5 protein-coding genes are annotated in these 13000 nt (G+C 61.1%); all 5 read right to left on the bottom strand.

Annotation, left to right across the window (positions count from 1 at the left end):
- Positions 1-6: 6 nt before the first annotated feature.
- The 5 genes from MVA47_RS10840 to MVA47_RS10820 are packed head-to-tail and all read right to left on the bottom strand — an operon-like array spanning position 7 to position 12936.
- Complete coding sequence (locus MVA47_RS10840; RefSeq protein WP_247207896.1) at positions 7-3387, bottom strand: Eco57I restriction-modification methylase domain-containing protein; 3381 nt, start codon at positions 3385-3387, stop codon at positions 7-9.
- A gap of 4 nt (positions 3388-3391) precedes the next feature.
- Positions 3392-6208 carry a DEAD/DEAH box helicase gene (locus MVA47_RS10835; protein WP_247207894.1) on the bottom strand — a complete coding sequence of 939 codons (2817 nt, stop codon included), beginning with the start codon at positions 6206-6208 and terminating at the stop codon, positions 3392-3394.
- Positions 6209-6242: 34 nt separating this feature from the next.
- A complete protein-coding gene (drmB, locus tag MVA47_RS10830; RefSeq protein WP_247207893.1) occupies positions 6243-7970 on the bottom strand; it encodes a DUF1998 domain-containing protein in 1728 nt (575 codons plus the stop codon).
- The gene (locus tag MVA47_RS10825) at positions 7967-11131 is read right to left on the bottom strand and encodes a helicase-related protein (RefSeq protein WP_247207892.1); all 3165 of its coding nucleotides are present in this window, start codon (positions 11129-11131) and stop codon (positions 7967-7969) included. Before MVA47_RS10825 ends, drmB begins: the two co-directional genes overlap by 4 nt.
- Complete coding sequence (locus tag MVA47_RS10820) at positions 11128-12936, bottom strand: UvrD-helicase domain-containing protein (RefSeq protein WP_247207891.1); 1809 nt, start codon at positions 12934-12936, stop codon at positions 11128-11130. Before MVA47_RS10820 ends, MVA47_RS10825 begins: the two co-directional genes overlap by 4 nt.
- Positions 12937-13000: the final 64 nt, after the last annotated feature.

The raw sequence follows: 13000 nt of genomic DNA, 5'->3' as shown, positions 1-13000 counted from the left end.
GCGGCCTCAGATCCCATCCACCCCAAGCAAACTGGGTACCCGGCACCTCCCCTCCCCAAAATCATCCGCAAGCGATCCATCAACGGTTGCCGGATCCTGCACCGTGCACATGTTTAAGAACGAGGCACTCCGCACTGCTCCGTACACCGACACCCCGAAAATAATATTGTTATCAATTTCCGGAAAAAGGAGGAGGTTATTTCCAAACTGCCAGTGCCTACGCAGTCTCGAATATGTGGCCGCACGAAAAACACCCGCCTTTGGGTCGGTAAAATGCCCCTCTGGGTGCAGCAACCCGACTATCCCATTATTTGTGGAACTACGCCAGCAGCGCTCCATGAAATTCGTATACAGGTTGGTCTGCACACCGGCGAGCGCCTTGTGTTCGACTGAAGATCCGAGATTCTTGGCAGCACCTGCCCATGCACACAAATCAGATAGGTAATCGCTACAATTTCCCTCGACTACCAGGGTCGAGTCTCGGCGCCTACGAAACTCAGGCGCCGAAATCTTCTCGACCAAGGCGAAGTAGGGGTCGAACTCAGAGAGCGTGACGTCGTCCTGCCACTTCGGCTGCACCCATGGCGGGTTACCCACCTGCAGATCAAATCCGCCGCGTTCGAAGATCTGGGCAAAGTCCAATTCCCAATGAAAGAACCCCTGGTTTTGCGCGATTTCGCGTGCCGTTCCCAGCCACTGGTGCCGGGTCAAGAGGTTCGGGATCGACCGCATGCCCGAGAACTCGCGCTCCTGCTGGTCGATCTGCGCCAGTTCGGCGAACCCTTCGGCAAGATCCTGGAACATGCCTTGGCCTTCAGCGACCTTCTTGATGCCGGCGGCACCGAGGAGCTCTTCGAGTGTGATGATCCATTCATCGAGGTTTGGCGGCCCGGGATGACCTTGTTCGGAATCCGTCACCGAACCGGTGAGCGGCCAGAACCACATGGCACACCAGGCATCCATCGCCAGCCGTAGACGCTCGAAAGGACCTTCAGGATCGTGGAGTTCTTCCTCGACACGCTTCCTGTCGACCGCGTCCTCCGGGGCTTGCACATCCGCACCCCATACATCGATCGCACGAGAAATCTGTTGCTCGCTGATCTCGAGCCGACGCAAGACCAGTTCCCATAGTCTTTCGACACGGGTAGCAAGCGCTCTGAGGCGATCCAGCTGCTTGGGATCCGGTTTCTTGGTGACTTGTTTGCGCCAGTTCTTCAGCGCCGCAGCTTGTTCGGGAGCGAGTTCTTTCGCCTGCTTCGCGTCGGCGACCGCGGCCCACCCCTCGGCGGGCAGCAGGAAGTGATGGATCTCCCCTTTGCCGATTCCGCCCTCCGAGAGAGACCGGTCTGTTGGCGGAGTCTTCAACCAGTTCTTCTTCGCGCGGCCCAGTGCCGTGAAATCGTAGGTGGCCCTGCGCGCTCCGATCAACGAGTTGCCACGACGGAGGTGCAGGCCGAACCATGGAGCCTGCAGGCCGGGGTGCATGACATTGAGCCAGAGTGAGACCTCGGCAAGTTCCACTGCGGTCGAGTTCAGGTCCACACCGTAGGCGCGGTGAAGAGCGAGATAGGCCTTAACCTTCTGCAACTCGGTGGTGTATTCCTCAGGTTTGATGCGCTCCTTCAACTCATCCTGGCGGCGGCTCAGGTACTCCGTCGCGAGCTGATTGATCGCTTCGTTGAGGAAGGCGCCGCTTCCGAGCGCCGGCTCACAAAGCCGATAGTCAAGGATGTCTGAGGCCGATGTCTCGTCGGTGATCAGTTCGGCAAGGGAGTGTTTGACCACGCACTTGGTGAGGACCTCGGGCGTGTAATAGGAGGCACTACGTTGACGGTCTCGACCGGAGAGTCTGAACACGAAGCTGCCCTTGGGATGTCGGACGACATCCTTGCTTCCGGTGAGCCTGTCTTCGCGCCAGACGATGTCGTTTTCGTCGTAATCGGCAGACTTTGCCGACGGCACCAACCACGAGCCTTTGTCAGGGTTGCCATCTTTCGCCACCTCGACCATGTTGTCGGTCGCGATGAGGCCGGAATAGGACATCAATCCTTCGTATACGGCACCGAGCTGGTTGATGCCGAGTTGAGCGTAGGAGATGTAGCCGCGCTGCTTGTTCTTGTTCTTCGATGGCTTCGACAGCAACAGCAGGTTGAGGACTTCTTGAAGAACCCTGTTGCTGAGCCTCATTCCCTCGCCGTCGATGAGCGGCGTCTTTTCGGGGTCGAACAGATCGCTGCGTAGCGGCTCGAAGGCGAGCCCATCCACGTCTTTGATACCGGGGTTGTGGCCCGCGTTGACCAAACCGAAGAGGAGGTGAAGGGAGTCGTGGAGGTGGTGACCTTCCGCGGAACGGCCGGTGAGTGGAACCTGGACGAGTTCACGGAGGCGATCCAGCCCGTAACCAGATTCGTACTCAGCAGTGCCGACCGGCAGCACACCCAGCTCTGGTCGCGCCTCAGCGAAGAGCAGAAACAAGATTCGGTACAGAAACCGCAGTGATTGAGTTGTGACGTCCTGGGGCAGTTCAGGCAGATCCTCAACCTGTAGCCCTGCTGCACGCCTTCGGGCGAGTACCTCGTTGGCGATCTTCTCGATCGAGATGCGGAGGCCTTCACGAAGGTCTTCGCTCACGCCGACTGCGTGCTTCTCTGAATCCTCGGTATAGCGATCCAGGCCGGTTTTACCGTCGTCGTCTGGCAGCAGAGCATCGGACGACCACAGACCCGCGTGGTAGGCCAGTTCTCCTGCGACCTTGTCGTCGCGGCGATCCAGTGCAGTGGCGACGTCGAAGGCCAAGTACCTACCTTCAGACCATCTCGCGGCGTCGGTCAGCAGGACGACGCTCCCCGCGACCGCCAGCAGGTAACGCGGGGCGTGGTCGGTGATGAAGATCTGGGTGATCGCTTCGCTCACACCTTTGAGCGGCTCCACCTTCGTGTTCGTCAGGTGCAAGGAGATCGGTTCCAGTAGTTCGGCTTCGCCTCCGAACAACGCATCTACAGAGTTAACTGGCACCGCTTGGAGGATGTGGACCGAGTCTGTGGACGTCGCACTCGGGAACCGACCCAACAAGGGGACGTCGATGCGGGTATCGGCTTGGACGGTCTCGAGCACCTCTAGCTCCACTTGGAAGCCTGCTGCACGGAGCAGGCTCTTGTGGGCTGCAGTTACCCGATCAACAAAGTCTGATGCGGCGGACGAAGGGAGGTCACCAAGTTCTTTGGCGTACGCCCCGGCGGTTGCGGCGAGCCCGCGGACAGGGGTGTCCTTTCCCCGCTCGGCGCACTCTCGCCACTCCTTGCCGAGTTCTCTGAGCTTGGCGGGGAAGACTTCCGCCAACCAATGTTCGGAGAGGAAATCGTTTACGTTGTTGACCGAATCGAACATGGGATCATCCACCTGCCCTCGGAACGATGACGGCCACAACGCGAATGAATGGGTCGCCCGACGCCGCGAGCGAGTCGATCAGGCTGGTCCAATCATCGACGGTCCGTTCGACTTCGAGCCTCGTGTCAGAGCGCGAGCCGGGAGCTGATACAACCGCAAGAGCTGTCTGTTGCCAGAGCTTCAGACTTCGACGGTAGACGTCCACCCTCTCGAGCAGGTCTGCCTCGAAGTCGTCTCTACGCGTGCGGAGATGTGCGGTTGCCGCATCGATCGCGGCAGGCACGAGCTTTCCCAGCTCGGCGATGTCGACATTCGTGAGGCCGAAGTTCTTGGCGCCTTCCCCGAGTCCGGCGTCGAGGACGATGTCATCGAAGTCGTACACATCGGTCTCACCGAACGGCGCCTTGACGGCTCCCCAGTGCGCGATGGCCGGGCGTCCGATGTCGTTCGACCAGACTGCCTGCGTCAGAAAGTACGTCGCAGACACGTTGCCGGCCACGACCGGGATCTCATTCCGGCCGAAGCGACCGATAGCTCTGTCGCCTGCCCAGTCGAGCACGGGATGGATAGGTGCCAGAAAGTGGACATCCGGCCAGGACGTTTCCTCCGCCTTTTGGGCCAGAGTCAGTCGCTGTTGGGCAACCGACTTACTGCCGGTCAGCCGTAGGCGGTCCGCGATCCCTTGCTCGTCGAGATAGTCAGGCGGGAGGTCACGGAACCTGCCGACCAGATCGGTCGGTGGGTTGAATGCGATCAGATCGCTGTCTTCGTCGCGGTGCACATCGAGGTCTACACCGCCTTTGTCCGACCCGATGTCGGTCAGTTCATCTGCGAGGTAGTTGTCGTCATCGTCGAAGAACGACAGCCACTCCCCTGTCTCGGGCGCTGGGTCTGCGGCGTGGGTACCCCCGGAGACCATGAGCGCGGCAAAGGGGTTGAGCGATGTCGGGGCCGGCTCCGGGACAATCTCGTCGAGATCCTTGTGATCCCGGATCGCTTTCATGACTGTTTCTTCTTCGATCTGGGCGTCGTGCACGTCGAGCAAGACCCCGGCGTCTCCGAGGGCTCGATTCGCCTCGTCCTCTTTGACCAACAGCTTGGTCACCACGTTCAGATCGTCCGTGACGTCTGCGTCGGCGGTCAAAGCGAGTGCAGTGATCTGGGGCTGATGTAGTTGTCCGTACCGGTCGATTCGGCCGTTGCGCTGTTGAATCCGGATGAACGACCAGGGAAGGTCGTAGTGGATGAGGTGATGACATTCCTTGTGCAGATTGAGACCCTCAGACGCCATGTCGGAGGCCGCCAGCACGCGGATGGGTGCGGCGCTCTGACCAAAGCCCTCGACAACCGACTGGATCTTTTCGTCGGAGAGTCCGGCATGCAGGACCTCGACCGCGGCAAGCCCGTTGACAACCTCGGAAGAGAACTTCAGCCGCTTCTGGATCTCACCGGTCAACCAGTCGAGAGTGTCGATGCGCTCGGAGAAGATGACTACGCGGGTCTCTGAGTTCTTGCCGACCCCGATGCTTTCGAGGTGACCGATCAGCGCAGTCAGCTTGCCGGGAGCTCCGTCATCTGCGGCCGTCGCCAGGTCATCGAGTCGGCGAAGCGCATCGGCCTCGCGTCCCGAGCCACCATCGATGTTCTTGAGTCGGCGTCCGACGCTGGCACGCAATGCTCTCGGTGAAGACAAGAACGCTTTGTAGAGCGTCCATGGAAAGAGCTGGCGTCCTTGACCTGTGATCACGGATTCACCTGGTGGACGTAGCCAAACGTTCTCGAGCTCGCGGAGCACATCCATCTCCGCCGGCGTGGGCTTCACCCCGATGATTTCTGGCTGCAGTCGTTCTTTCCACTTGTGTGCGACGTCCAGTTTGACGTCAGCTGAGTTGCGATGTCGACGGACGTAGAGGTGTTCGATGTCCTTCGCTACATAGTCTTTCGGGTCAGCGATCGCGGTCGGATCCAAAAGGTTGACGAGCTCCGCGAACGATTCCTTCTTGCCGTTGTGAGGAGTGGCGCTTGCCAAGATCAGCGCATCAGTCTGTGCAGCAAGCAATCTGGCCAACTCGTTGTTCTGTGTGCCGCGGTTGATGAGGTTGTGGCATTCGTCGATGACCACAGCATCCCAGTGCTGGTTCTTGAGGTGATGCTTGTACCGCTGAGGGTTCTTCAAGGTGTCGATCGACACGATCACGCGTTTGTAGTAACTGAACGGGTTCCGCGAGCTCGGTAGGTCTCGCTTGACCTTCTGGATACCCGCTGAGTCGAGCCTGATCAACGGGATGGCGAAGCGTGTCCACAACTCCTGCTGAAACTGCTCCAGCACCGCGCGCGGTGTGACGACGAGGATCCGTTCTCCCCGACCGCGGCGAATCAGCTCGGAAAGCAAAACCCCGATTTCCAGCGTCTTACCCAGCCCGACGGCATCACCGATCAGGATTCGCGGCCGGAGATTTTGCAGCGCTTGGGCCGCCGGCCGGAGCTGGTAGTCCATCCGGTCGAGCAGGGCGCGGTGACCGACGACGATCCGGGTGTCCGCTGCAGGTATCGGGCTACCGCGACGAACCGACTCCAGCCACAGTCGCGTTTGGCGCAGTTGACTGGAAGTGTCGGCGACTAGCTTTCCATCACGGGGATCCAGCCGGTCGATGGTGTCGAGTTCCGGATGGTCGAAGAAGACCGCGTCCTGGTCTCGGACCAGCTCGCTGACACCCGTCACCTCGACCCGGGTGCCGTCGCGTTCCGTCGAGCGAACGGCACGAACCAACCACTCTTCGTCCCGGATGATCACGCGCTCGCCCGCCGCGATATCTGCCACCGTCTGTCTCCCTATGCTTGAGTCGACCGTAAATCTATGCGTGCGCCAGGTACCCGCTGAACAGACCGGCGTCCTCGTCACCATCATCGTGGGTGCCGAACAGGAGAGCCCGGTCGAGGTAGGTGTTGTTCAACTCGCATGAGGTCTCCGGCGCCAGCACACATGCATGGCAGGCAGCGAGGTTCAGTGCATCGGTGCCCGACGCGGTGGACTCGATGCAGACCGGATCCGAGGAGCACCACGAGAGCCGGGTGAGGCCCTCTCGGACAGCGGCAACAAAATGATCGGGGTCTGCCTGTGATGCCACTCCGCCCAGGCTGCCTGCCGAGTCGGAGCTCGCCGTGTAGATGAGCAGCCCGGCCATGTCGTTGTCCACAAAAAGGCGTTCGCGAAGAGACGATGCGGGGTAGCCGGCGTCCAGAGACAACTGATCGATCAGCACGTGCGCGAACGTGTGGACTGCCACCTTGGCGATATCCACCTTCTCGGCGGCCCGGTCAAACGCAGCCGCGTGCCGATCTGCAGCACCCTGCAATAGCTTCTGCCGCCGCCTCGCAAACGACGTGGCCGCCCAGGTCTTCAACAATTCAGGATCCATTGCCATGAAGATCCCTTCGCCGATGACTTCGATGGCAGGCAACCAGTACTTGGGCTCGGCGGACAGCGTGCACAGCGCATCGGCCGAACCACTCAGACGGGTGAATCCGTTAAGCGCCCGCACCTCACGGAGCCGAGTGACTTTACGTAGCCCCGTGATGAGGTCCGGAACCTCGCTGGGAAGATGACCGTCCGGAGGGACGATCTCGCAGACGAAGTCGGACTCGTCGCGGGTCTCCTCGCGCCCTTCGACGAGGGCACCATATTCTTGGCGCCGCAGCTCTTCCTCGCCCAGGTCGCCGTTTTTTTCGTCGTTGCGCCGACGTTCGATCTCGGCGACGATCTGGTCGACGGTGAAGCGGCCGTGCGATCGCTTCGCAATGCTCTTCAGGAGTGGTTCCGTGACGGCTTCGGGGTCCTCGAAAGCCGCCCAGTGTCGGTCGACGAACTTTGCGAGCGCCTCCGAATACGGCGGAATCGAGATCGCAGAACGAACGGCGGGAAACCACACATTGGACGCGCCACGCTGGAGTACGCGCGGCGTCTCACCGCACTGCTCCGTGTGGTCCAGTCCTAGCCAGGGCCGAAGGCCGCTGCACGTGATCACCCCGGCCATGGCTTTTGCCGTCGAAGCGCCGTCCAAAGTCCTGTCAGGAACATCGCAGCTGCACTGCAAGACAAGGTCGTTCAAGGATGATGTTTTGCCCAACGACACCATTTTCATCTTGTGCTTGTCGCCTGGCGTGACCGAATGACTCTTGTGCAACCACCGGAAGAAAGGAAACTCGTCGATGTGACCGCGAGGGCAAGCGGTGATCAGACGAAACGGAGAGAGTGCAGCTTTGTCTTTGCACCTGCAGTTCGAGGCGTTCCAGTCGCCACCCAGCTCATGGTTGGTACCGATCTTTCGACACGCAGGACAGATTTGGGTCCGGGGGAAGCGAACGACTGGAACATCCCGCCGACCTCCCGCGGGCGGCGACTTCAGCTCCTGTACGCCCAGGGAACGTGCAAGACGCGGTTCACTCACCACCGGCGCCCGGTCCTCTTTCCACTCGTCGAGTCCGACGATCATGAAACTCGAAGTCTCGGAGGGGAAAAGGCCACCGATACCGTAGGTGCTCAGAAGTTGGCTGCGGCGGGCCTTTGGATCTGCGGCGCTCATGACTTCCTCTTCATCGGGATCTGATACAGCGTGCTTTCAGCGTCCACATCTCGCATACTCTGCAACGTCGGCCACGGGACCTCTCGCTGCGAGTACTCGATGTCGTCGTCTGTCAGGGCGTCTTCTGGCCGGATCATCAACGCTGCTTCGCGATTCTTGTTCTGGTACTTCATGTATGGCCGCTCATCGCCGGCTTTCGACCACACGTCCAGCAGAGCATCGACCTCGTCACACGTCGCGTCCAACTCGCCTTTGTCGACCAGCGCAACCCTCCCTTCGATGAGGGTCGCGAGCTCTCGGAGATCGTCCCAATATTCTCCGGCGAGATACGCCGAGTCGTTGCCTGCCAGCTCCGGTATGAGCAGCCTGGCCATCGCCACCAGTACGCCGTGAAGGCCCCTGTCCCGTGCGCGGGCAGCGAATGGCGTTGCGCTCGTTGCTTCGACCGCCCGATAGAGGGCCTGATGGAATGGCCGGAAACTCTCGTAGTGCGAGCGGTCACGCGATCGCGCCGAGTTGAAGATTGTCACGACGAGGCCCGGGTGCTGGCGGCCGACACGACTTGTCGCTTGGATGTACTCCGCGCTGGCTTGCGGTTGTCCCATCACCGTCATGAGCCCCAGCCGGTCGATGTCGACACCGACAGAGATCATGTTTGTGGCCAGCACGACGTCGTCAGGCGCCACAGGGCCGCCGAGCCTGCGCTCCAAGGCTTTCAGACGCTCAGGGATCTCCGGAGAGGGAACACGGCTGGTGAGCTCATTTATCGCGCCGAGTTCGCGTTTCGACGAGTTGGACCTGCCGGCGACCACGCCCAGGCGTTCGCGGACATCGCCTTCGACCTGAAGATTCGCACTACCCAGAACTCGGAGACTGTTGAAGTAGCCCAACAGGGTCCAGTACGGATCGCGGGTTGCATCCTCGCCCTCCACGTCGGCGGCCGCTTGTAGTAGCGCAGCGTAGACGCGGACCAAGAGTGTTGCGTGGCTGGTACCGGATGCCATCACACCGACGTATCGCCTGGTGCCCAACTCATCTCGGGTTGCGGGTTCGGCGAAGAACGACTGATCCGGATCTATCCCAGGCGGAGGGAACAGTGCTGCCCGGCGGGCGAACACCGACTGGATCTGCTTTTCTGCACGCCTGATGGTCGCTGTTGACGCGATCACCTTCGGCCGTGCGCGATTTGCCTCGTCGCTCACCGTCGTTATCGTGCACGCAGCGTCGACCGCAGTCTCGTACAGTCCGACCATCGACCCCAGAGGTCCCGAGATGAGGTGCAGCTCATCCTGGATGATCAGCGCCGGAGGGGATCCTTCGCCGTCACGCGCGAAAAGCTTGCCTACGTTCTCATTCCAGGCCATCATCGCGAACTTGTCGACTGTTCCGAGGACCAGTTCGGGCCGTGCGCGATAGACGTCTTCGTCGACCACGTGAACGGGTAGTCCATCACGGAAATCGCACGTCGGTGTTCCGCAGGCGATTCGAAGGTACTGCTCCGGCCGAGTTTGAACTGAGTAGTTCTCGTGGTTCATCAACGCCCCACACCAAGGGCATTGGGTGAGTTGTACGGGATTCTTCTCGGCCAGCTCCTCGTGATTCTTTAGGCGCCGGAGCGATGCTTTGGCATCCTTCAACGAGTTCGGGGTTGCGCCCGCTCCAACCCAGAGACCAATCGAGAATCTCCCGGCCCCGAGGTCTGGGTTGTCCTTTCGCACCGTCTCCAACGAGCACATGAGCATCGATGCCCGCTCGAACTGTTGGATTGTCAGCAGTCGTAGCGTGTAACGCATGATGACGGCGACACCCATCGCTGAAGAATTCCGAATTCGGCGCAGCAGGATGACGAACGCGACCAGGCCCAGGTACGCCTCCGTCTTTCCGCCGCCGGTAGGGAACCAGAGCAGATCGGCAACATCGCGGTCGTCGTGCTTCGGGTCCGCGATTCCGGGGAGGTTGAGGAGGATGTACGCAATCTGGAAGGGACGCCATGCAGCGGCCGAGCCATTACCAACCGGCCCCTCTGTCCCAGATCGAATCCAGTCTTGACGTGCTCGCTGCAATTGCATCGAGCGGTTGGCCAGGCGAAACGCTCGCTCGGCCTCACCGTCGGCCTCTAGTAATCGGATGCCTGCCTCGATGCGGTCGGCCGCGCGGTTCATCTCATGAATGTGGCCGTCGGCAACACCGAGTAGTTCGTCGGGTACGCCTGCGGTACCCGATTCGAGACCGGCCACGAGCCCGGTGATCCAATCACGGTATCGGCTGACCATCGCTCGAAGGTTGACGGCGACTTCACTTATCGGCGCGTCCGCCAAGAATGCCATTCGCAGATCGACACCGTCGAGTGCACCGGGCCTGGCTCTGTGAACCTCGTGCGACGGAATGAACGTGGTTTCGACATTCGACACAGCGCCGTCGATGATGCCGTCCGCGTCCCACTCGGCACTGCATCCGTGTCCGATCGCGTAGTTGAAGGCATTGCGATACATGAGCGCTGCGCTGTCCAGGTCAGCGTCGTGACCGAGGTTTCGAGGAGCGGTTCGGTCGACGATGTCCGCGAGGTGCGTGTCGACCCGGAACCCGACCTGGAACCACGAGGCCTCGTCTCGGAGGTCACCTTTCACGGACGTATTGATGTTGTTGAGCGCAACCGACACCGTCACAGATCCATCCCGCTCTGGGCGGACGAATCGGTAGAGCTCCAGGCCGGGTTCGACCTCGGTGCGGTACACACCGGGTCTGTCCAGTTTCTGGCTGTAGGACTGCGCTTTCAGTGGAATCCGTTTCCAGCCGAGCGAGGCCTGGTCGTCGTCCGTCTTCAGCTCGTACCGGGCCGCCGTCGGTGCAATCGTGATCGCACCCGCCGTGGCGCGAACCGAAAACGTCATCCCCATCGAGGATGGAAAACGCATGCGCGCTTGGGCGACAGGGCTGCCTTCGTCAGCGGCTTCGGAGTCGGCTTCGGCACTGTCCGGGTCCGGGAGATCTGGCTCGTCGTCGGTCTTGGGCCACAGTGCGCCGACGATGTACCGACTCAGCGGCGCTTCCTCGATCAGTTCCTCTTCGCCACCCGATGGCCCGACGAGATCAACCCGCAGTGCATCGACCATCTCGCCGCGGAATCGATACTTCTCATCCAGTGGATTCACTTCAGTCATCCGACTCTCTCCATCACTTCCCATATCGGCTTTGCCAGTCCGACCACGCGCGGCACCAGCCAGAACCCGCCGGGACCCACACCTGCCTGCTCGCTCAGTCGAGGATCACCTGTCGTGGTCTCCACCGAGACGAGCATCAGATCGGAGATCTCTGCCGGCCAAACTCCGCGCCGCACCTTGAACGCCTTCGCGAAGTCATCGCCAAAGCTCTCGCCGGTTCGCCCAATTGGGTTCCCATCAACGACGAGCGAGTAGACCGGGCGCTCGCGATTGGACAGTTCGACGTCGATCACGCCATCGACGATCGCGCCGTTCGGCAGGTCCGCCAGCGTCTTCTGAATTGTCGACGCATCCATGTTTCCGCCGGCGACCGGGCGGTCGCTGTAGACGTCTCCGGATCGGAACTCAATGGCGCGCGCACGCCGCTTGCCCATCGGGCCCGCGGACTCCACCAAGCGCTCGTCGAGCCATTCCTCCGACCTGATCGACGACCGCGACCGTCTGATGTCCACAAGCTCGACGTTGTCACGTGCACGACTCAGCGCGACGTAGCGACGGCGCACGTCTTGCCACTGATCCTCGTCATCCGACGGGTACCGCTGATCCACGATCAATACGTTCTCGAACTCAAGGCCTTTGGCTCGGTGAACCGTGGAGACGGTGATCGCTGCGTCGTCACCTTGGGTCAAGGTCAGGGGCACTGATCCGGAACCGACACGCGTCCGGAGCCGTCCCATGTTGAGCTGGGAGTACTTCCGAAAGTCGCCCTCGGCGGCTTTGAGGAGGTACCAAGCACCGTCAGGCGTGTCGACAGTTGCGGCGCCGAACAGGGCGGACTCGACGGCATCGCGCGTCTCGACCGGACCGGCGAGAGCAGACAGCGATGCCGCAATCCATCGCGCAGCACCGAAATCCTGAGCCTGCCTACGGACAACGTGCCGCACGCCCTGCGCAGACATCTCACGAGATACCCGCATCACGTCGGCATTGCTGCGACAGAGCACCGCTGACCTGCCCGGATAGGTGTCGAGGAAGTGCCAGTCGTCGATCTCGCTCCGTCTCGGAAGGGACGCTTCGAGCGAATCAAGTGTCTGCAAAGCGTCGGCCGGCCCCGAGGCTGAACGGAGGGCATTCGCAGCCTGTGCGACCCGTAGGGGGCCCTCGCCTCGCGCGCGGTAGTTGCCCGTCAGGTTCAACCGCTGAGCGTCGAAATCCGTCTCCAGTGCCGCCAATACGTCGTTGAACGTCGTTGCGTTTTCGGATTCATCCAGGACGAAGTCGTATATGCCCTGCAACGGATCGCCGAGCACCGTGAATCCCGCCTCCCCGGCCAGGTGCTTCAAGACCGCCAAGACGAAGACAGCTCGGTCACCGACGAGGTCCTGAACTTCGTCGAGGATGACGTGGCGCAGGTCATCGAGAAGAAACGGGGTGTCGACGGCGGTTCGTAGAAGCTCGGTGGCCTGGCGGATTCGCTGTTCGAACGATCCGGTGGGTTCCTGGTCTTCTTCGAGGAGCAGGACCGAGGCGAATGAATCGAACGTACGCACGTTGGCAGTTGCGGCGGCGTCCCGATCCGCCAGCCTGGTTCGCACGGCGTGGACTGCAGCACGCGAAAAGCTCAGGACGAGGATTTCACTCGACGCCGAGAGTCCGTCGCTGTCGATCAGATGTGCGATACGTGACGCGACTACCTCGGTTTTGCCCTGGCCGGCACCTGCGAGCACCACGAGACGCGCTTCGGCGTCTGCTTCGACGACGCGGCGCTGATCCTCGTCGAGCTCGATCGCCACCACATCCGTCATCAGCTTCACTCTCTCAAAGACCCTGACTGCGCGGCGGTTGTTTCTCAGACCGGGCGGCATCCCT

Source organism: Williamsia sp. DF01-3, assembly GCF_023051145.1.
In the GTDB taxonomy this organism is placed as follows: Bacteria; Actinomycetota; Actinomycetes; order Mycobacteriales; family Mycobacteriaceae; genus Williamsia.
This window is presented reverse-complemented; position numbering and strand designations above follow the sequence as displayed.

Coding starts and splice junctions, on each gene's coding strand:
- MVA47_RS10825 (WP_247207892.1), bottom strand. CDS start 11,131: ATGACTGAAGTGAATCCACTGGATGAGAAGTATCGATTCCGCGGCGAG.
- MVA47_RS10820 (WP_247207891.1), bottom strand. CDS start 12,936: ATGACGGATGTGGTGGCGATCGAGCTCGACGAGGATCAGCGCCGCGTC.
- MVA47_RS10840 (WP_247207896.1), bottom strand. CDS start 3,387: ATGTTCGATTCGGTCAACAACGTAAACGATTTCCTCTCCGAACATTGG.
- drmB (WP_247207893.1), bottom strand. CDS start 7,970: ATGAGCGCCGCAGATCCAAAGGCCCGCCGCAGCCAACTTCTGAGCACC.